Origin of the sequence: Rhodococcus qingshengii JCM 15477, from assembly GCF_023221595.1 — a bacterium.
Lineage (GTDB): Bacteria > Actinomycetota > Actinomycetes > Mycobacteriales > Mycobacteriaceae > Rhodococcus_F > Rhodococcus_F qingshengii.
Genome location: NZ_CP096563.1, coordinates 1,231,282 through 1,251,339 on the forward strand (window position 1 = coordinate 1,231,282; position 20,058 = coordinate 1,251,339).

General features: G+C 61.5%; 21 protein-coding genes and 1 pseudogene. 8 read left to right on the forward strand and 14 right to left on the reverse strand.

Features of this window, described 5'->3' with window-relative positions; all coding sequences use genetic code 11:
- Positions 1 to 283: 283 nt before the first annotated feature.
- Together M0639_RS05570 and M0639_RS05575 are read left to right on the forward strand one after the other, a co-directional pair.
- Positions 284 to 652, forward strand: a complete 369-nt coding sequence (locus tag M0639_RS05570; RefSeq protein WP_029537646.1) for an Rv1352/Rv1906c domain-containing protein — start codon at positions 284 to 286, stop codon at positions 650 to 652.
- Between the two features lie 353 nt (positions 653 to 1,005).
- Positions 1,006 to 1,176, forward strand: a complete 171-nt coding sequence (locus M0639_RS05575) for a hypothetical protein (RefSeq protein WP_007734610.1) — start codon at positions 1,006 to 1,008, stop codon at positions 1,174 to 1,176.
- Between the two features lie 16 nt (positions 1,177 to 1,192).
- On the opposite strand, the pseudogene M0639_RS05580 reads toward M0639_RS05575, so the two are convergent.
- From M0639_RS05580 to M0639_RS35070, 3 genes and pseudogenes are all read right to left on the reverse strand, one after another.
- Positions 1,193 to 1,936: pseudogene (locus M0639_RS05580) on the reverse strand (HNH endonuclease family protein); the annotation flags it as partial.
- 78 nt (positions 1,937 to 2,014) lie between these two features.
- Positions 2,015 to 2,380 (reverse strand): pyridoxamine 5'-phosphate oxidase family protein, encoded by a 366-nt coding sequence (locus tag M0639_RS05585; protein WP_230359547.1) that lies wholly within the window; start codon positions 2,378 to 2,380, stop codon positions 2,015 to 2,017.
- Positions 2,381 to 2,492: 112 nt separating this feature from the next.
- Entirely contained in the window at positions 2,493 to 3,314 is an 822-nt protein-coding gene (locus M0639_RS35070; RefSeq protein WP_007734612.1) for a roadblock/LC7 domain-containing protein, read from the reverse strand.
- 251 nt (positions 3,315 to 3,565) lie between these two features.
- On the opposite strand from M0639_RS35070, the gene M0639_RS05595 reads away from it, so the two are divergent.
- Complete coding sequence (locus tag M0639_RS05595; protein ID WP_003945723.1) at positions 3,566 to 4,036, forward strand: hypothetical protein; 471 nt, start codon at positions 3,566 to 3,568, stop codon at positions 4,034 to 4,036.
- A 7-nt stretch (positions 4,037 to 4,043) separates the two neighbouring features.
- Here M0639_RS05595 and M0639_RS05600 read toward each other — a convergent pair whose 3' ends face one another.
- The 3 genes from M0639_RS05600 to M0639_RS05610 all read right to left on the reverse strand — a co-directional run bounded on the left by M0639_RS05600 (position 4,044) and on the right by M0639_RS05610 (position 7,251).
- Positions 4,044 to 4,967, reverse strand: a complete 924-nt coding sequence (locus M0639_RS05600; protein ID WP_054187969.1) for a DUF2797 domain-containing protein — start codon at positions 4,965 to 4,967, stop codon at positions 4,044 to 4,046.
- 65 nt (positions 4,968 to 5,032) lie between these two features.
- The gene (locus M0639_RS05605; protein WP_064074102.1) at positions 5,033 to 5,689 is read right to left on the reverse strand and encodes a DUF305 domain-containing protein; all 657 of its coding nucleotides are present in this window, start codon (positions 5,687 to 5,689) and stop codon (positions 5,033 to 5,035) included.
- The gene (locus tag M0639_RS05610; protein ID WP_064074101.1) at positions 5,686 to 7,251 is read right to left on the reverse strand and encodes an LVIVD repeat-containing protein; all 1,566 of its coding nucleotides are present in this window, start codon (positions 7,249 to 7,251) and stop codon (positions 5,686 to 5,688) included. The genes M0639_RS05605 and M0639_RS05610 overlap by 4 nt, the downstream gene beginning before the upstream one ends.
- Positions 7,252 to 7,429: 178 nt before the next feature.
- Between M0639_RS05610 and M0639_RS05615 the strand changes: the two genes are divergently transcribed.
- Positions 7,430 to 8,017 carry a TetR/AcrR family transcriptional regulator gene (locus tag M0639_RS05615; protein WP_223304676.1) on the forward strand — a complete coding sequence of 196 codons (588 nt, stop codon included), beginning with the start codon at positions 7,430 to 7,432 and terminating at the stop codon, positions 8,015 to 8,017.
- A gap of 45 nt (positions 8,018 to 8,062) precedes the next feature.
- Complete coding sequence (locus M0639_RS05620; protein ID WP_054800699.1) at positions 8,063 to 9,199, forward strand: GIY-YIG nuclease family protein; 1,137 nt, start codon at positions 8,063 to 8,065, stop codon at positions 9,197 to 9,199.
- Between the two features lie 80 nt (positions 9,200 to 9,279).
- On the opposite strand, the gene M0639_RS05625 is transcribed toward M0639_RS05620, so the two are convergent.
- The 4 genes from M0639_RS05625 to M0639_RS05640 all read right to left on the reverse strand — a co-directional run bounded on the left by M0639_RS05625 (position 9,280) and on the right by M0639_RS05640 (position 13,085).
- Positions 9,280 to 10,497: a Dyp-type peroxidase gene (locus M0639_RS05625; protein WP_064074100.1), complete on the reverse strand. Its 1,218-nt coding sequence runs from the start codon at positions 10,495 to 10,497 to the stop codon at positions 9,280 to 9,282.
- Positions 10,490 to 10,990, reverse strand: coding sequence for a copper chaperone PCu(A)C (locus M0639_RS05630; protein ID WP_003945769.1), 501 nt, complete (start codon positions 10,988 to 10,990; stop codon positions 10,490 to 10,492). The genes M0639_RS05625 and M0639_RS05630 overlap by 8 nt, the downstream gene beginning before the upstream one ends.
- A gap of 25 nt (positions 10,991 to 11,015) precedes the next feature.
- Positions 11,016 to 12,446, reverse strand: coding sequence for a PepSY-associated TM helix domain-containing protein (locus M0639_RS05635; protein WP_064074099.1), 1,431 nt, complete (start codon positions 12,444 to 12,446; stop codon positions 11,016 to 11,018).
- Between the two features lie 108 nt (positions 12,447 to 12,554).
- Complete coding sequence (locus M0639_RS05640) at positions 12,555 to 13,085, reverse strand: hypothetical protein (protein ID WP_007734626.1); 531 nt, start codon at positions 13,083 to 13,085, stop codon at positions 12,555 to 12,557.
- Positions 13,086 to 13,305: 220 nt separating this feature from the next.
- On the opposite strand from M0639_RS05640, the gene M0639_RS05645 reads away from it, so the two are divergent.
- Both M0639_RS05645 and M0639_RS05650 read left to right on the forward strand, forming a co-directional pair.
- Positions 13,306 to 14,013 (forward strand): hypothetical protein, encoded by a 708-nt coding sequence (locus tag M0639_RS05645; RefSeq protein WP_003945876.1) that lies wholly within the window; start codon positions 13,306 to 13,308, stop codon positions 14,011 to 14,013.
- 309 nt (positions 14,014 to 14,322) lie between these two features.
- Positions 14,323 to 15,489: a MinD/ParA family ATP-binding protein gene (locus M0639_RS05650; RefSeq protein WP_003945525.1), complete on the forward strand. Its 1,167-nt coding sequence runs from the start codon at positions 14,323 to 14,325 to the stop codon at positions 15,487 to 15,489.
- Between the two features lie 40 nt (positions 15,490 to 15,529).
- Here the strand turns inward: M0639_RS05650 and M0639_RS05655 are convergent, their stop codons facing one another.
- From M0639_RS05655 to M0639_RS05665, 3 genes are all read right to left on the reverse strand, one after another.
- Positions 15,530 to 16,564, reverse strand: a complete 1,035-nt coding sequence (locus M0639_RS05655) for a baeRF2 domain-containing protein (RefSeq protein ID WP_007734628.1) — start codon at positions 16,562 to 16,564, stop codon at positions 15,530 to 15,532.
- 201 nt (positions 16,565 to 16,765) lie between these two features.
- Positions 16,766 to 17,848, reverse strand: coding sequence for a M48 family metallopeptidase (locus tag M0639_RS05660; RefSeq protein ID WP_042452503.1), 1,083 nt, complete (start codon positions 17,846 to 17,848; stop codon positions 16,766 to 16,768).
- Positions 17,849 to 17,925: 77 nt separating this feature from the next.
- A complete protein-coding gene (locus M0639_RS05665; protein WP_003945456.1) occupies positions 17,926 to 18,129 on the reverse strand; it encodes a hypothetical protein in 204 nt (67 codons plus the stop codon).
- 145 nt (positions 18,130 to 18,274) lie between these two features.
- Between M0639_RS05665 and M0639_RS05670 the strand changes: the two genes are divergently transcribed.
- Entirely contained in the window at positions 18,275 to 18,430 is a 156-nt protein-coding gene (locus M0639_RS05670; RefSeq protein ID WP_003945912.1) for a DUF6131 family protein, read from the forward strand.
- On the opposite strand, the gene M0639_RS05675 is transcribed toward M0639_RS05670, so the two are convergent.
- Entirely contained in the window at positions 18,424 to 19,602 is a 1,179-nt protein-coding gene (locus M0639_RS05675; RefSeq protein ID WP_064074098.1) for a carboxylate-amine ligase, read from the reverse strand. The two genes, M0639_RS05670 and M0639_RS05675, sit on opposite strands and share 7 nt — an antisense overlap.
- Between the last annotated feature and the right edge of the window lie 456 nt (positions 19,603 to 20,058).

Sequence of the window (20,058 nt, forward strand, 5' to 3'; positions counted from 1 at the left end):
CAAACGGCAGGGGAGCGTCGACGTTTCGGCTCGAAGACGGGTGTGTGATCGAATACTGGAATGACAGGTTCGAATCATGCCGAGAGCCGCAACGCCGGCGTTCTCTGATCTTCTCAATGGGAGTCTCCGTCACGGAAATCGGGCCAGAACCACAAAAAGGTAGCTCACCAAAACTCGTGCCCTTTTACTACCGTTAGTTGAAGAACTGCGCGAACCGCGGGTTCTTACATCAACAAGCCTTCGAACTCGCCGCTGCGGTTCAGGTATGAACAAGGTAGGGAAAATGCGCAAGGTTAGTTTGCTCGCGTCCGCTGCAGCAGTAGCTGTCGGTGTGGCAATGATCGGGACGTCTGCGGCCTCAGCAGCGCCGGGAACGATTCCTGGTCACGGACTGTTCGACGTGCCGTGGGAGGTGTTGCCGGGAACCTACACGACGTCTGGGCCCGTATCAGCTGACATGCCGTGCATATACGGCCGAGCGAAGGTCGACGGCGATGGTGAATTGAATGTCCTCGAGTTCGAAAGCACCCTCGAACCGGCGACAGTCACGATTCTCTTGACGGATTCTCGCTTCACCACCGCATATTGCGCTGATTGGAAGCGAGTGTCGTCAGTCGGATCGTTGGATCTCGGATCACTTTTCGGGTCATAGACGTCTCCGCTCTGATTCCAGATGGGCCTCTGGCCGTGGCCACGGACCTCTGCTATCTCGGCTAACGCTCGCCTCGCGGATGTGCTCGTTCGTCTCGAGTTTCCGACCACTCGTCGCATGAGTCCATGACCAGGGACTTTAGCCCTCGGTAATTACCTACCAATCGGTATATTCTGCGAAGGTACGGACTTCGTGAACCGATGTGAGTTGGCTCCGGGGGACGTGCCGGCCTCGCAGGACCGCCCGCAAAGTCAGCCCGGTGAGGCCACCGGAGTTCGCGCATTTCGACAGATTGCCGCTGGGTCCGTCCGCTACGAGGGGAGCGGACGGACCAGACGGCACGAGAGAGTGCCATGCCTGAACGTGGTCAAAGCAGAGTGGACGCGGGGATCATTGCCGTCGTCGCAGTCATCACCGGTGTGTTCGTCGCACTGACCGGTCACGGTCTGGTTGCAGCGCTCGCCACCGTAGTGGGCCTCGCGCTCGGAATGGCGATTGTGCGGTATCTGATCAAGGGCCGCTGATCACCGCAAGAGTTCAGCAGGTCGCGAGAATGTCTGCGATGGTGTCGTGTTCGGCTTGGGTGACCCACAAACCGTATGCCGCTTTGACTTCCACTTGAGCAGTCACGTACTGGCAGCGGTAGGCCTTGTTGGGTGGCAGCCACGACGCCGCGTCGGAATCCGACTTCTTCTGGTTCGTGGGCCCGTCGACAGCGCGCAGGTTTCGAGGGTCGTTGGCCAGATTGGTTCGCGTCTGTGTATCGAGCTGTTGTGCGCCCTTCTGCCAGGCGTCCGAGAGTGCGACTACATGATCGATCTGGACTGCAGAAGACGTGTCCTGGCCGCGGGTGAACGCGATGGTCTTGTTCGTGTACGGGTCACGGAGCGTACCGGTTTGGACCGAGCAGCTTTTGGAGCCGTCCTTGAATGTCAGGTCGGTGAGGTCACGCCGCAGGATGTCGTTGCGAGTATCGCAGCCGTTGTGGCCGAATTCGACGGTGACGTCGTCGGTCCAGGCGGTACCGAACAGCGCGCGGTCGTATCCGGTCTTGGGTGCGCGTCCCTTGACGGGGATCTGTGCCAGCAGTTCAATTGCGGCGGACGAAGGAGCCGAGGCTTCGGTCACGACCGTCGTGGTGACACCGGATCCGATTCCCGAACCGAGAGAAGATGTTTCGGGCGCGTCGGCGTTGGAATTGGCGCAACCTCCCAGCACGATCACGGCAGCAATGCCGATGGTGACGCCGGTGATGCCGCGCCTGTGATGTGCCGTGCGTGCCATGTGTGAGAGTCCATTTCTGCGAGAGATGAACTACAAGTATGTCATTCACGACAATTCGGGCCTAACCGGCACTGTCTGTCAGTCTGGTCGAAGGAACCATCGAGTCACCGGGACCGAGACGAGGACCCGCGGACCGTCACGAGTTTCGTCTGCGGCATCCCAGCCGTCGTACTTCTCGCCGAAAAGTCTCAGGAGGTCGACGAATTCGCCGATGTCGTGATGAATTGTCGCGAGGCCCTGTGCGACCCACGGGTCGCCAGCGGATCCGTCGACTGCCAACGAGACCCGAGGATCGTCCAGCAGGTTCCGAACCTTACGATTCTGCTCAGCGCTCGGTATCCAGAATGTGTTCTGATGCAGTAAGAACCAGACCGGAGTCGTGTGCGGCGAGCCGTCGCTTCGGAGGGTGGTCAACCACACGCAAGGAGCATCCGCGATAGTCACGGTCCCAGTATCGGCGCCGGCGCGAGGTTCACCAATCGAGTGTTCGGAACGAACAATGCCCGGCCCTCGCCGTTGGCGAGGACCGGGCATTGTCGGGAAGGGAGTGGAAGGGTCAGATCTCGATCTTGGGGGTCTGTTCGCCCAGCTTGTGGCGGGCCAGCGCCAGGTTCGCACGCGCACGGTCCAAAACGAGGTACACGAACAGCGTCGACAGTCCGGGCGTCTCGAGGACGCGAATGAGGTGGTACTGGTTGCTCAGGGTGATCAGGATGTCTTCCAGGGTGTCGGTAATCCCCAAGTTACTCATGGTGCGGAGCTTTGCTCGCACAACCTCGGAGTTGCCGGCGCCGGCGTACTCGAGGCTGAATGACGGGTTGCCGCTCATGCCGAGCACCATTCCGCTGTCGGCGTCGACGACGGCTGCACCGCTGGCACCGTCGATGCGCATCAATTCGCCGAGGATCTTGTCGATGTTGCTCATTGCTTCTCCTTGGTAGGGCCGAGTCGCGCGGGGCGACTCCAGGTGATGCTTCGGTGGTGAAGTCATCGGTACATTTCGAGGTGGAATCGTTGGTTGCGGCGTCGGGAGTGGGTCGGGCGGCAACTTTTCAGTTTGGGAGATTTGTGGGCTCGTTCCGTTCGGTGCAGATGGGCGGCCATTCGACGACTCGAATTCGTCGATGCGGTCTGCGGGTAGCCAGCCGTCTCCGGCGGGTGCGTTGAGTGGCCGTCTCGTATCCGTCTCGTAGTCCGGGGCCGGCGGCTGGAGTTGCGGATACACCGGTGCGGTCAGCGGTCGCTTGTACGGAATCGGCTGACCACCCGCGTCGGCGACGTTCGCGAACCAGGCGGCGTACCCGGGGTCGCTGCGATCGAGGTTTTGCCCGCGATCGTCGTCTTCCTCGCGGGAACCTCGTCGACGAAAAAGTCCCACTCGTTCCAGCCCCTTATAGACGAACTATTTCCGATCGGAGCGTTCCGGATGAACGCGGCAGACCGGACAATCCCACCCGTAGTTATTTTGCAGTTAAGTCACCGTAGCATGGGTTCGCGAACGGGGCATACAGTCCAATCCCGCAGTCGGGAGGGCGAGGCGCTCGGATTCGGCAGGATGCTCGGGCAATCGGCGCTGACGGGCGATGCCGGTCCGTTCGAACGCCAGTGGCCCTCTGGCATCCTTGAGGGATGAAGAAAACGATCACCGGGTTCATCGGTGCCTGCTCGCTGGTGGCGCTGGTTGCCTGCGGTTCTGACGGAGACAAGCCGACCGAGGTCGGAACACTCACTTCCTCTGCTTCGGCGACCACCACGGCGACGTCGACGACGTCATCCGAGGCTCCGGCGACGTCGTCGGAAATACCTACCGAGACCCCTTCGGTCGACTCGAGTGCTCCGGCTGAGGTCCCGTCCGACCCGAATGTGAGTTCGGCACTGCCACGGACCTACGCGCAGGCGTGCTCCGACGTTCTCCGGTACCTCGACGCCTACCAGCCGGCCATCGACGAGTCCGGAGAGGAAATGGGCATGACGCGTGAATCATTGGCAAACGACATGCTGACCTCCATCCAGGCTTATCCCGAATGGTCGAGCCTGTCTGCCGACGAGCAGGCCGAGGTCACTCGCGGATTCGCCGCAGCGACTGCGGGAAGTTGCTGACCTACTTTCAGAACAACGATTCCTGAATCGCCACGCCAGGGGACTCGAACTCGCCGACGGTGATGGTTCGACCGACCAGTCCGGACACGTCCGCGACAAAGCGTGGCGATTCAGAGTCGGGGTCGATCCGCAGCGAGGCGATCGAACCGGCAAGGCCCTCCAAATACAAGGAATGTTCGCCGGACTCGAAAGTGTGCGGGTACGCGATCAACGGTGCCGCATCGAAGACCATGTCAGCGCACGCCGGCGCCGTCCATTCTTCGGGAGCCTCCAGGATCTCGATTCCGTCGATGTCCGATCCGATGTCATTCAGCTCGTCTTTGATCGACGATACGAAGTGGTGCAACGACTTTCGTAGTTTCTCTCGATCCAAGGGCCCTGTCAACGCTTCGATTTTCCGAGACGTACGTATTGCCTGGCTCAAGTGGAAGTGCTCCGAAACTCGGGCTTCGAGGGCGCGAATGCTGTAACCGTCCGTCGACCGCGCTACGAACAATGCGCAGACTGCCCCTTGTTCGGCGACTCGCGGATGCTTGCGGAACTCGGACGCCGTCCCCACCTTCATCTGGCCGCCGGCGAATACGTCGACGTAGAGCCATTGTGGTTGTGCGAGGTAGGTACGCACATTCGGATGAATGTGCGCGCCGCTGACGTGTGCCTGATGAACCGTGGTGAACCCCTCACGATTTCGGCATCGGTCGCATTGGCGTCCTGCGGTGACCGTCGCCCCGCGGTCGCACGGCGAGTGTCCTGGACCTTCGGCGGTGAGATCTCGCCAGCCGAGGCAGCGGCGGCCCTTCGTCTCGTCGACGGAGAATCGCAGCACCGAGTCGTGAGTGAAGAAGGTCGTAGCGGAAGTGGTGTCGTCGACGCATCGGATCCGCGGTGCTGTCGGGTTCGACCAATCGATTCCGCGAACAAGCAGGGTCATGATGAAGTGTCGATTCCTTCTGTAGTTCGCAGGTCGACACCTATGGTAGTCACTGCACATGCGGGTCAGTGCAGTGGTTGTGCCCCACGTTGTTCGAGCATCAGCGTCATCAGCCCGGATTCCTGACTCTGGGTGTTGATCATGTCGCGGGCGGACTGTTTCACCGGCCCGCTCTCGAGTAGGGCGTCGGCGGCCTGCGCCATGGCGATCCCGCCACGGTGGTGGCGTTCCATCAGTTGAAGGAAAAGGACCTCGGCGTCGAGCCCGCGAGCGCTGCTCAGTTTCTCGAGTTCTTCGGTCGTAGCCATACCAGGCATGGAGTCGGTCTCGGTGTCCAGCGTTGCCGGGTGATGACGAGAGTCGCCCGCGCCGCTCGGCGACGCCTCCATCCACGCCATCGGCGTTCTACTGTTCGGCGGGACACCGGCCAACCTCAGCCAACCGAGCATGACACCGATTTCCGTTCGTTGAACATCGTCGATCTGCTGGGCCAGTCTCGTCACCGCCGAGTCCACATCGGGACTCAGACGCGCGAGAATGAAGAGGGCCTGTTGATGGTGGGCCGCCATGTCGTGCACGAATCCGATTTCGGTTTCGCTCAGAACAGCTCTCTGCGTGTGGTTCTCGGGTGCGAACAGCGGACGTAGTGCTGCGCCGAGTACGAGCAGCATCAGTGCTGCAGCCACGAGTGCGACGGCTTTGACCGCTCGCGGCGCCGTCATGATCCCACGGTCGTCTTCTGGTCAGCCGGTGGTGTGTAGACACCGTTTTCGAGTTGCATGGCAACAAAGCCATTGTCGGCGCACGTCGCCCACAACGTGGTCCCGCGCCATTCGGGCGGGGAGAAGCACCAATCGGTCGAGATGTCGCCGAGAGCGACCATGCCCGACCGCGAACTCAGTGCTTGGCCGGGGTCGAACTGGCCCTGCGCGATCGACTGCGCGATTGCCGGGGTGCTGAGAACGGGTACCCCGATGAGCGACGCGAGAGCGTGTGGCGAGTTGGCGAGTTCGAGATTGCCGCCGGTCCGAGCAGGTGGGTTGAAGTACGCAATTTCGTGGACGTCGAAGGGATCTCGAACATCGAAGACCCGAATCCCGCTCGAGATCCATCCACATGCCAGCGCCGTCGGGTCGACCGGGCGATCTGCCGAACAGTAGTGAGATTCGTACGCGAACAGCGATCCACCGGCAGCAGACGCCAGCGCAGCGTCTTGATTCTCCGGCAGATTGATTTCGAGCTTCACCGAATTGACGACCGACGGTTCGTCGTCATCGGAGACGTCGATCAATTTGACTCCGCCGGAACCACCTTCGTCGACGGTGAACAGGTACGGCGAACCGTCGTAGGTGACCGGAATGCTGTGTTGGGTGGCCCACCCGTCGGTCCACGAGAGCTGGGACAGTTGGCGCACCCGAGGATTCGGGACGCGGCGCTGAACCTCACTGATGTCGAGGACATGTATTCCGCCGAGATTGTTCGACAAGTACATGCGATTTCCGTCGGGACTGATTCCGAAGCCGTGCGTCGACAACCCGATGAGGTCCTGCCAGACGACGCGTGGGTTGGCGGGATCGGTGAGATCGACGGCGCTCGCCACGCCGGGAGCGGTGCCGGAAGACCAGTAGGTGTTCCCGTCCGGTGAAAATCCTCCCTCGTGATTGGTGATGGGCAGCAGCATCCCCAGATCGGTTCCTGGTCCGGGGTTGAGTAGTTTCGGGTGCGCGCAATCGGAGATGTCGTAGACCGACATCAGGCCGACGCCGGTCAAGAGCGGAACGCCCGTGCCCACCAGCAGCTTTCGCGCGGTGTTGACCTTGAGGCTCTCCCACGTTCCGGCCAGCATCGCGGGTTCGGTCAGCGTGGCGGTGAGAGCGGGATTGGCAGGATCCGATACGTCGAGAACTTGGACGCCCTGTGCGGGGCCCAGGAGGTTCCCGGGGAAGAAACTGCCGACGTACGAGCAGTGTTCGAAGTTGGTGGACGTGATCCCGCCGCCGCGACCCGAGTAGCCGCCGATCTGAGACATGTTGCAGCTGTAGCCGTCTCGGCTGCGTCCGCTGTTTCGGTCCTCGGCCGGAACATCACCCTGCAACCCGGTCTCGGGCATCGATCCCGGGCCGCATTCGGCGCGGCTTGCGGCGGTGGAAGCGACACCCGGGTTCTCGTGGATCGAGCCCGGGGCAGTGGCGGGCTCAGCCGACGCGACGCACACGGGAAGCACGGTGATCAAGGCGACGAGTGCGATGGCAGATCTGGTTCTGATGGTCGTGAACGATTTCATCGAGTCCAACTCCCGGTGCGGGATTGCCTTTCGTATCTCACGGGCAGACGTATCTCACGGACAGGCAGCACGGAGGGCAGGCGCGTGTTCGAGCGCTCACGACGATCGGGTCGGGGTGTGAACCGGTGTCGGGCCGCAACCAACCGGACAATGCTGTCCGGTTGGTATCGTAGTGTGCGTGACATCGTCTGGCCGCGTCAATAGCGGATCCCTCAACAGAGGGCCGAGAGATGCGGCGCGCAATCGTGCGGCACTCGTCTCAGCAGCTCGCGAGGTGTTCGCCACTCAGGGTTTTGCTGCTCCGCTCAGCCTGATCGCCCGCACGGCCGGCGTCGGTCAGGGCAGCCTCTACCGGCACTTTCCCACTCGCGAAAGCCTCGCACTCGCGGTGTTCGACGAGAACATCGTCGAGCTGCAAGATATGGCTGCCGATCCGGATTCGACTCTCGACGATCTTTTTCGATTGTTGGTAGACCAGATCACCACCTCCATCGTGTTCGTGGAGGTCATCAAGCCCGTCTCCTTCGGCGACTCACGACTGAATTCGGCAGGCACCCGCCTGACCGATCTCCTCGAAGGACGCCTCGAGGAGGCGCGTCGAGCTGGGAAGATACGCGAGTCCGTGACTGCTGAGGACGTGATCCTGGCGATCGCGATGTTCGCCGCGATCATGGAACGGACTGCCGAGAGCTCGCGAAAAGAAGTCGCGCACTCGGCCTGGAACCTACTTGTGCAGGGACTGGCCGGGCCGGCAGCGGCGGGCTGAGTCGCGTTCGCCTCGCGCCTCGAGGTGATCGCCTAGGCTCGTGGCATGGCTATTGTCTGGACAGTTCCTCGCGCTATCGGCTCCACCTTGCTCGTTGCTCCGTTGATCAAGGAGTTCCTTGTCGAGGGTGACGGCACCCTCGATGCAAAACTGACTGCGGTCGGTACGGTCTCTGCCTCTCTCGAGAAGCAAGTCGGCCGCACGTTCACCTCGATCAGCGCTGCTTCGGCGGCAATCTTTTCCGGTGCTGCCGGTTCCACCAGCGTGCCAGACGCACTACGTCTGGCCGTGATGCGCACTCTGTCCACCGAGGTCGTCGTCAGGAAGCCCGCTCCGCAGCCGTTCTCCGAGAAGGTCGGGAAGAGGCTGGGGCAGTATGTCTTTGCTTTGCGTGACCCGCGTAACGACCAGGTGTTCCATGTCGGGCACGGCACGGGAAATCAAGTATTCGCGCCGGTATTCGAAGCGCTCGGTGAACTCGCGAACCTCGAAGGAGCGGACGCTCCGGCCGAGTCGAATGGTGCTGTGACGGCAGCCAAGATCGCTCGGATCCGCGAGATCTACGACGCAGGTTCGGCGGTGGAGCACTTCGTACTCCTCCGCTCGGTCTCTGCCGCCACGGATTCGGCCGCCACTACCGACGAGGTCGTCCGCGGCATCGTGGAAGCCTTGCGGATCACCGACGCGGGAGAGGGTCTGACCAATCTCGCAGGCGATACCTCGGACAAGGACGCCCGAGCGACCCGCGTCGAGGAACTCGCATTGCGCTACTCGGCTGATCCCGCGCCGGAACTCCCGACGCCGAGCATCGTCCTCCACGTACCGGCCTCCGCCCGTCCGGGAGCAACGCCGGAAGAGATCTACGAACTCGCGCGCGCCGAGTGGTCTGCCGGTGCGGCTGTTCGTGCCGAGATCGGAATTCCCGTTCTGGTGTTTGCCGACAGCATCATTCGTGGTGCCTTCCGTGCTCAGTCATGGGAGGTGTCCACCCGCAATGCCGACGGAAGCCAACTGTGGCGGTTCAACGGAACCGTCGACGACGAGCTTGCTGCCAAGTACGTCGGAACCGAGGTCACCCCACACAACGTCGGACTGAAGAAGTGGCCCGTCAGTGGTTGGGTCACGAGGTTGACTACCGCCCGTCCAGGTGCGGTCATGCCGGGACCTCGTAAGTCCAAGTAACGCAACAACTTCAGGTAGAAGGAATTGTGGGGGCGGGATCCGTTCGGATCCAGCCCCCACAATATCGTTGCCCGGGGTTGTCAGCCGAGCAATCCGCTTCCCAGATAGTCGTTCTCGGTGCATCCCGGCGGAATGAGATACACCGCAGAACCGATCGGCGTCGTCCACTCGTTGAGTGCGTCGAAGTCACTCAATCGCTGTTGGACCGGTAGATATTGCTCGGCGATGTCCCGTTGGAATGCTGCGAAGATCAATCCCGAATTCGAGGTCTGCCCGCTCTCGGGTGCGTCGTCGTAGTTGTATGCCCGACGGAAGAACTGCTCCTTCTCATGCGTCTGGTGGGCTCGCGCGATGTGTGATCCTGGCGGGATCACCGGAATCCCGAACTTGTCCGTGAGTGTGAAATCCGCTTCGTCGAATTCGTTGGTTCCGTTGAGCGGAGCGCCATTGGACAACGTGCGCCCCATCGTGAGTTCGCGCCCCGAACGGTCGAGTTCGTCCCAGGTATCCATTTCCATGCGAATGCGTCGCAGTACCAACGAGGTTCCGCCCGCCAGCCACGGTTGACCGGCGCCGTCGTGCCAGATCAGTGAATCGAAATCCACTGTTCCCGGAGCAGGATTGACCGTCCCGTCCACTTGGCCCATGAGATTGCGCATCGTGGTTCCCTCGGGCGTGGTGCCGCGAGCGTTGCGGAATCCCTTTTGTGTCCACCGGATTGTCGTCAGTGATCGGACGTTCTTGGTCAGAACTCGCACAGCATGAGCAATGGTCACCGGATCGTCGCCACAAATCTGCAGCAACAGGTCCGACCCGCCCCATCGGTCGTCAAGTCGGTCGATCTCGTAGCTCGGCAACGGCTCGAACCAGTCCGGTTGACGTGCTTGCAATCCCAGCTTGGTGAACAGGCCAGGACCGTAGCCGACGGTCACCGTCAAGCGTGCCGGATCCACAGCCAGTTCCCGTTCGGTGTCCGCCAACGCCGGGTTGCCCGCGGTGAGCCGTGACGCATCCTCGGACCACATCTTCATGATTCCGACGACGACTGTTCGATCGGTTCCAGGCAAGAGGTCGAACCCGATGAAGGTGCCGTGCGCTTGCGGCGTGGTGTCGATGCCGGCTTGGTGGACTCCGTAGAACGGTTCCACCAGCTTGCCTGCTTGCTGCTCCTGTTGGCTGCGCTCGACCACTGTGGTTGCGCCCCAGGTTATTCCCGCCACGCCGAGCGCGGCGGCGCCTCCTCCGAGAAGGCGCCGCCGACTGACTGCTCGGCTGGGCGGGTTCGTGTTCTCAGCCACCGTGATTCGGGTCGTAGTTCTCCTGATTACCGGAGAAGTCGCGAATCTGGGCTGTGAACGTGGTGCTGGAACCGTCGTCGTAGATCAAGGTGAGGTCGGTTTCTGCGCCTGGGAGCAGCGGCGCGGACAGGTCCATGAACATGAGGTGGTCACCGCCCGGGGTGAGGGAGGCGGACCCGTTGGCAGGGACCAGGAAACCGCCGTCCTTGGGACGCATCGTCATCGTTCCGCCGTCGCCGGTCACGACTTCGTGCAGTTCGAGTCGAGACGACGCGGGGCTGGTGGCCGAGACCACGCGTACGTCCTTGTCACTGGAGTTGACGAGTTCGGCGAACGCCGCGCTCATTCCTTCCGGCGCGGCCTTGACCCATTGATCCTGAACTGTGATGGATTGTGCAGCTTCGGTTTCCTTGTCGGAGTTGGAAGAACAGCCGGTCAGGGCGAGAGCTGCGGACAGTGCAACAGCTGCGAATATCTTTGTGCGAACAGTCATGTGTGTCTCCGTAATTCGTGAAGTGTCAGGTGGTGGCACGGCGTTTGAACGCCGCAATGCACAGGTCGATCAGCAGGAATGCGAGAAGGCTGATGCCGAGTAGCGGAACGAACCAGCCGACCAACGCCGTGATCGCGACGAGAGCAACGAGGCCGACCGGGGAGAGGTTGCGGATTCCGCCGCGGGCAGGAACCCGGCCGACTGCCCAGTCGGAGCCACGAGTGGGGCGTCGGCGCCACCACATGATGTAGCCCCGAATGACCACGCTGACCAGTGCGAGTGCCAGTGCGGCGAGTGCGATCTGGTTGGCAAGGCCGAACAGCAGACCCATGTGGAGTTGGATTCCCCAGGCCGAAAGTTTGGCCGCGAGTGGCCAATCCGAGAACCACAACTCGTCGGTGACCTTTTGCGTCGCTCCGTCGATTGCGATGGTGTTGTTGCTGTACACCCAGGGCTGACGTGTCTGGGCGACGGTGAACGCCGTCTCGGTGTTCGCGGGTATCGATACTTCGACAGGACCGGTGATCCCGTTGTACCTGGCGATACCGAGGACGGTGTCGACGCGTCCGACGTTGGTGTCCGTCAGCGTGCCGGTGGCGGCAGGGGCCATGTCGTGACCCTCGTGCCCGCCTGTCGCCGGAGGGGGAGCGTCGCCGAGAGTTTTCACAACTGAGGGCGTCGTCCAACTCAACGCGGTTCTCAGATTGCTGACGTTCTCTCCGGCGTAGGTCGACCACGTGAGGCCGGTCGCCGAGAGGAAGACCAATGCAACTGCTATCCAGATGCCGACGACACCGTGCCAGTTCAGGGTCCGGCTTCGTCCGGTGGATGCTCGGTCGATCGTGAGCAGTCGAGCGTTCCGGGCGGTGCGGTATCGACGGAACCAGAGGTAGACACCGCCGAGTGCGACCACCCACATCCACGACGCGGCCAATTCGCTGTAGAGGCGGCCGGGTTCGCCCAGATGAAGGTGGCGATGCAGTTGGGAGATCCAGGTTCGCAGTGGCAGCGAACCACTGCTTCCGTAGACCGCCAACTCGCCGACCGGCTGTGCGAGCACCGGATCGACGAAGACGGCGAGCCTCTCCGATTCGCCCAGTGACGGATCGGTGAACAGGACTCGGGTGGTTTCGCCGGCAGCAGGGGACGGACGTACTGCCGAGACCGTCAAGTCGGGGCGGTACTGCTGAGCGGAACGGATCTGGTCGTTCAGTGACGCGATCTGTCCGGTGGTGTCGGTCTGGAGGTAGTCGCTGTAAACGAACTTCTCGATGGTGGGTGCCATCGCGTAGAGGCCACCGCTCAAAGCGGCGATGAGGATGAACGGTCCGATCAGGACGCCGGCGTAGAAGTGCAGACGCAGGATCAGTGGTCTGGCGCCGCCAACCTGCTTCTTCGGCGGAGAACTGTCGTTGGACGCGCGCGTCTGTGCGCGCTCCAATTCGGGTGCGGACATGCGTGTACTCGATCCCGCTGTGCGCCTTTGTTAACCGCGGGCGGTTAATAAAGGCGCACAGCAAAGTGGCGCACGTAATCACGTGCGTGAAAGGAAAGGGGAGGTGAGTTACACGAATGCCGGTGGGCCGCGAGTGCCCAGGCCTGAGGTGAGAAGTTGACGTAGAACAACTTTGGCGCGGTATCGAGTACGTGCAGCGAACGGTGACGGTTCAGCTGCCCACGGGCGCAATAGAACGGCGACGATTGCCGCTACCGTCGATGCGGCCACGACGTATCCGCGTTCTGCGCCGCGGATCAGCACTGCGCACACTCCGACGGCAGCGATGTGTGCCGCGAGCATCGGAAGGGACAGGAGCAGGCCGTGTTGATGATCCGAAGCGATGGTCAACGTCGCGTGACCGATGGCCTGACCCGCAGCGAGCATGAGGGCGAGCAAGAGCGCGGGGGAGCGACGGGTGTCGATGGACGTGACCACCGCGCCGACGCTCGCGCAGGCGAGGATCAGCAACACGACAGCGCTTTCGGACGGGGCCATGCCGCCACCACCGAGCGCGTGGGCTGCGACGGAAACCGCGCCGGAGGTGCCGCCCACGAAAGCGCCGCGCAGCTGCGCGACATCTTTCGGACCCGGCGTCATACGCGAAAGGATACAGGCGCCTACTACCGGGCTTAGTAGGTGATCGGTCGAGATCGTTTCGGTGGCCGACCGACGAACGCGTTAGGTGGGGGATTTGTCCGATTCGCCAAACTTTGCCGAGGACCGGGTGAAACAAACGTGACGGTCATTTTCCGGTGCCAGACTTGGCTCTGGTCGCCGGCAACGGGTCGACGGCAGGGCAAACACATAGGAGAGTTTCATGAGGCGTCGATTCTTTGCGATATTCGCCCTGATGGGTGCGTTCGGTCTCTTCCTGTCTTCGGTGGCCTCGGCGGACCCGGTCACACGCTCCGTGTCGGGCACCCTTGTCAACTCGTGTAGCGATACTGGCGATCCGGTCGGGATATGGATGGTCGTATGGGATGGCTCGACGCAGATATCCTCGGCCACTGTCGGGGTGGGTGGCGCATACACGATCACGAACGTTCCTCCGGGCAATTACACGGTCAGTCCATACTCGCCGGCTGGATGCGGATCCGTACCCGACAGGACGGCGGTAGATCTGACGACGTCCGACGCGACCGGGATCGACTTCGAGTTGGTGAAGGTGTTCAGCATCGTCGGAACTGTCACTGGGTGTCCGGGTGCTGACGGGGTCGGGGCGTCTGACGTGACGTTGAATCTCCTCGATGCCGGCACGCAAATCGCGACGACAACGACGGATGATTCCGGTGACTACTTCTTTCAGTACAAGCCGGCCAAGGACGGCTATTCCGTAGAAGTGGTTCCCGGCAGCGGATGCGGTGCCGATCCAGCAGTAATTCCGGTGAATCTGAGCACGAATGACGTCACCGGTGTCGACTTCGCGCTCACTGCCGACGGCTGCGATACGGGCAGTTCGTTCGGAAGTGTGGATCTGTCGACGATTTTCGGAAGTCTCGGTAGTTCGGAATTCTGCAGCAGCTGAACACTTGTCCATGAAGGGAGGGTGATCGCCGAGGCGATCGCCCTCCCTTTTCTCGTTTGTTACCAAGGGATTTGCCCTGACATTGCGGAAGGCTGTTTCTAGCGGCAGATGAAGATATCTGTGCCGCATATCGTTACGACGTTCGTATTTGCTGAGATCGGCACAAGCTTGGGGACCAAAGTCATCGAAGTGCGGGTGTAACGGTCTGTTGTGCCACGACGGTATTGAGCAGAGAACGGCAAGCCCGCCAGAGTGATAGCGTCCGAGAGGCTATGTCCGAAATGATTCCGAACTCGACCTAGGAAAACGGTGCGCAGCGATAACAACGGTTCGAATAACGGAGTCCTGGGGAACAACTCCGGAACGACTCAGGGCGACGGCCATTTCGACGCGTCCGACGACGGCTATGCAACGTCGATTCGAACCGTCACCTTCACACCACAATTCGACGAGCCTGCAGCAAAACCGTTGCCCAGTCAGCGGATGCGCCAGCAACGTCGTGAAGAGCCGACCGATTTCCGGACCTCGACGCCCAGGCCTATGACCTCCGTCGACGACCTGGACATCATCAAGCGGGCGAAGCGTCCACCCGAACGCGGTTTGGGCAGTGTGTTGTTCAAACTCACCGGGGGCCGGATCAACACTGGGCAGTCGGCTGCCGAACTCGAACACCAGGCTCTCGTGCGCCGTGCCAACCGAACGGTGCGCGGCGTGTACAAGATTGCTTTCATCTCACTCAAGGGTGGAGTGGGGAAAACCACGGCGGCCAAAACTGTCGGTTCGACGTTCGCATCGATCCGTGGGGATCGAATCGTAGCCATCGACGCCAATCCCGACCTGGGGACCCTGGCTGATCGCGAACGACGTGAACATCACCTGACCGTTCGTGATCTGTTGGCCGACGGTGACATTCGTACGTACAGCGATGTTCGTTACTACACCTCGCAAGGCGATAGCCGACTCGAAATCCTTGCGAGTGAGGCAGATCCGGAAACTTCGGAGTCGTTCAACGAGCAGGACTACCTCGATACTCTCCGAATTCTCGAGGTGCACTACAACATCGTCATCACCGACTGTGGCACCGGAATCATGCACTCGGCCATGTACGGAATTCTCGACGAAGCAGATGCTTTGGTTGTCGTCAGCCCGACAGCTCAGGATGGTGCCCGTAGTGCTGCAGCAACGCTCAGTTGGCTGACCAAGCACGGATACGCAGATCTGGTGAGCAGGTCGGTCGTGGCGATCAATTCGACGCGGCCGGGTTCGTCTTCGCTCGACCTCGATCAACTCGAGGACGTTTTCGCTCAGCGTGGAGTGCGAGCGGTCAAGACGTTGCCCTACGACGATCACCTGGGCGAAGGCGGTCCGATCGACTTGAAGTTGTTGAACAAGCGCACGGCACGGGCATATCTGGAACTCGTCGCAGCAATTGCCGATGGGTTCCCGGACTCGGTGGGCAAGCACGCTTCTCGATAGAACGTGCTCGCCACCGAATCTGATCAGCAGGCTCCGGCGTTCAAGGGTGTCGAAGTATCGCGCCGTATCCGTCGGCGAGAACGAGGCGTTCGTCGATCTGTACCAACTCGGTGCCGGTCCCGATTGCGATGTAGGGGAGTACGCGATCGGCGGGCCCGATCAACTCTCCACTGGTGACTTCCTTGTCGTCAGGATCGGTGAGCAGCAGCGTCTCGACCTTGCCCTGTTCGAGGGCGTCGAGGACGCGTGCGGTCCCGTCGATGGAGAGGCCGGAGTCCCGGCCCTGCTCGGCGACGTAGCGTTCGGTTTCCACATCCATTCTGCGCAGTCGCTGCGTGTCGATCAGTTCACGAATCGACTTGGACACCTCGGCGGGTGTCGAACCGACTGAACGCGAACCCTTTTCGACGTCCACCACCCGTAGCGTCGACGGCAAAAGCTGTGCAAAAGCTTTGCGGGATTGTACTTCTCCGATGACAACTACCAGCGCGACCTTGTGTTCACGGGCGAGCGCCGCCGCGCGCTCCACAGCCTGAGTCAGGTTCTTCCGGATATTCTCCTCCACGAGGCTTTGGCTGTCGGTGTATCGCTCCTGACCGCCCACGTGTGCCTTGTGGACCGGGAAGCCGTCTCCGTCTACCGTTTCGCCGTACACGTCACGCCCGCGAGCATCGCGCACGCACAGGTCCGCGCCAGTGTGGTCGACCTTGGCGATGAGGAACGGTTCGGTGTCGTATCCGTGTGCGATCAGTGGAATCAGGTAGGGCAGTTCGCCCAAGGTCGCGATAGTGGAGCCGGCAGGTTCGAGCAGAATATCGTCGATCAGCACTGCCTCGGAAGTGGCGACGATCGCGCGTCCGGCGCGACCTGAGATGCCGTGATGGTTGTCCTTCACCTCGTCCAGTCGTGCGATCAGCGATTCCGATGCTCCCTGTTTCGTGAGTTGATTGCGCATCGAGCGCCATTCGAGTTCGAAGCGCTCGCGCGCATCTTCCCGGTTACGGACGTCTTCGAAGTACACGGAGGCAAACGGGCCGTCACTCGAACCGACCTTCTTCAGTCGCCCAGCATGCATGTCGGCTCCCTTCTGTAGTGGTCCTATGCCGCGTACCCGACAACCGGTGATTCGACACGACCGCTTTCAGTTCGCACGTTTGTTCGACTGCTGGTACTGTCTGTGAACGTGAGGGTGGTGCAGAGGGAAGCCTGCATCACCTTCACGCCAAGAGCCCGGGACCTGCCGCCGACTGCCTTCGGCGGCAGGTCCCGATTCTGCTTACTCGGCGTCGTCAGTGCCCTTCGACCTGTCGGAACTCTTGCGCCAGTGGGTGAATCGTTCCTTGATGTCCGACGCTACATCGCCGACGCCATTCCCCACGGCGCCCACCGCACCGCCCAATCCGCTACCGATGTCGCGCACCATGCGGATCAAAGGGTCCTCCGACTCGTCGAAGTTCTGCTTGTAGGTCTTGGCTGCATTCTTGAACTCGTCGCTGATCTTCGCTCCGTCGTCATCGCCGCGACGGGGGTAGTTTCCGCGCAGAATCGCGGCGTAGTCTCCGCTGTCCACCCACTTCTTGAGCTCGGCGGCGCGAAGCACCGAGAACGGGTGAGAGAGCAGTTCGATGTTGAGGAGCTTGAGTACACCGTCGCGGAGGTCGCCGCTGGCGTCGTACTCGGCGGCCTGGGCAAGAAACGCGTCGATGTCGATTTCACTGACTCGGGATCCGCCCGCCAATTTCATCTGGACGCGAATCGCGGTGTGTACGTCCTGCCCGCACAACAGTCCGGCACGATCACCGGACAGTTCTGACTTGCGCTGCCATTCCATGAGGGCGGCGATGATCGCGCGCAATGCCCACCCGCCGACGGGCAGCCATCCGATGGTTCCGGCCAGTCGCATCAAATGCATCAGGATTGTCCGATACACAGCATGACCGGACAGCGCGTGGCCAAGTTCGTGGCCGATGATGAACCGCTGTTCCTCGTAGTTCATCACGTCCAATAGGCCGGTAGTGACCACCATGAACGGCTTGTCCATGCCGATGGTGAAGGCGTTGACCATCGGGGTCTGGAGTACGAACAGCTCGGGTGTCTCGTCGGCCTGCAGGATGTCGACGCAGTCACGGCGCAGGTCGTTCAGGTCGCTGAACTGCCGTTCGTCGACTCGCACCGACGTGGCGAGGTACATGAGGCGGTGCTGACGTTCTTGGAGCAGTCCGGACAGCGTCCGCAGGACAGTGTCGAACCCCCGAAGCGTCCGGAGCGTCACCAATGCAGCCCGATCGGCTGGGTGTTCCCACGCACGCGAGCTGATGTCCGGGAACTCGATTCGGGTGCGATCTGGTGCAGTGGTCATGGTGGCCCCTCACTTCGATGTGTGTCGACTCACCTCCAGGGTAACGACTAGTCGGTTTAGCGTGGATTTCCGGCAGCTCACTCGGTGGGCTGGGGGAGCGTGCAATCGGTGACTTTGGGGTTGACGCCGAAGTAGTTCAGCGGACCCGCGATGACCGTGAGCGCGATGGTCCCGACGCCGGCGCAGTTGGTCGGCGAACTGCTGTAGTAGCCGCGTTGGCCGGCCGCGACGGCCCCGACTATCAGCCAGATCAGAACGATCAGAGTCACAATTCTCATCATGGCGGGCTCGATTCTTCAAATATTATGGTGCCCAGCGAAATACCCGGTCAGAGTGGGTATGAAACGCTCTGCCGACGGGTATCCGCGGTGTATGCGGCTCGAGGCGGGCGTATCCGCCCGAGTGAACGCACTGAAGGAGCTTGTGATGATCATCCTCGGCGTGATCCTGCTGATAATCGGTTTCGTGGTGAACATTCCGATCCTGTGGACGATTGGTGTCGTCTTGCTGGTGATCGGAATCATCCTGTACGCGCTGGGCGCGGCCGGGCACGCCATCGGTGGTCGGCGGCATTACTACTGATCCGTTGTCGGCTCGTCGTGCGTATCCGTGCCAGTCGGCGCGGTCGGTACGGTGCGCTGAACGGCACGCGCAATCAGTTCCCGAAGGCAGACCTGGCGCAGCGTTCGCTGTTGCCAGTCGCTGCCGTTGCCTGTGACTGACTTGAGCTGCAGCGCCGACTCCACGCTCGAGTACTCGCCTCCCTCGTCGAGGGAGTCACGGACATGGATCAGGAGCCGGTGCAACAGTTCCGTGGCTGAAATTCTTTGTGAGGTAATCGGATCGATCGACGCTCCCAGGACGCCTTCCTTCGCGGACACCCAGGTTGCGAGGCGGAGGCTCTCGAGGGAAATGTTCGGAGCCTCGATGCCCCGGTCTATCGCGCGTAACGCAGTTGCCACCAGAGCCCGTCCAAGGGTTGCAAGTAACGCTGCATCCTCTGCTGTCGGCTGAACGTCGCAGACTCGGATCTCGACGGTCGGTAGGTGGCAGGAAGGTCGGATATCCCAGTAGGCCATCCGCTTGTCGAGCATCACGCCGCAATCCACCATCTTCGCAACCGCGGTGTCGAAGTCCCCGGTGGTCTCGAAGTACGGCGGCGGCCCGGCGACTGGCCACCTGGACCATTGGATCGCCCGCCAACTCGCGAAGTCGGTGTCGACTCCTTGGTGGACACGGGAATTGGCGCTCAGTGCCAACAAGGCGGGCAACCAGATGCGCACGTGATTGCAGACCTGCACGGCCTGTACTTGATCAGCGACGCCCACATGGATGTGGCAACCGCAGATGCTTTGTTCGGCAGCGAGGGCGCCGAAGCGTTCGCCCATCCGGCGGTAACGAGGCGAGTCGCTGATCTCGAAACGCGAAGGCCCCGAAAGAGGTGCGCCGACGGCCAACAGCCTGCAGCCGTTCAACTCGGCAGCTTTTGCCGCGAGCCGACGCATGTCGGTCAAGTGGGTTCGGAGTTCGTCGATGCCATGGCACACGGGAGAGTTGGTCTCGACTTGGCAGCGGGACAACTCGAGCTGAAGATCCAAACCCAGTGTCGACGCGGTTTCCGCAACCGCAGCATTGTCGGTGGACGGCAACCAGGAGGTCGGGTCGACGAGGATGAATTCTTCTTCGACGCCGACGGTCGGGGTCGTCGATTCGTGGCGGCCAGCGGTGGATTCGGTCGAGCAGGTGGCGCCCATGCTCGCGTCTACCCGGTCGGTCGAAGGCGGAAACCGACCCGAGGAAGCCCCGTTCTCGTCGGGAGAACGGGGCCTGTGGTCGGCCTTGCCAACATCTCGGAAGCGTCAACGAGTCCTTGCACACCGTATGAATCTGGGGACTGGCGTGCCTCGGAAAACGTACTGTGTCGGACTCGGTAAAACGAGACCCCAAGGCATGTCTCACCCCCTATTTCACCCTCGTGTGGACTTGTCCGCACACCCTTCGCCGAGTCGCGGATCATGACCTGGCGGCCTGCGGTGGTGCAGTCTCGGTTTTATCCGTGGGGCCGCCGTTATCGAGCAGATTCCGAGAATTACGAACCCATCTAAACTAACGTCCAGCATTCGGATGTGACGTTCTGGCGGAGTGTGGGGGGTCGGTGAGTCAGCAGATATTTGATCAGTTAATCGCGTGCACAGCATCCGGAGAAGTTA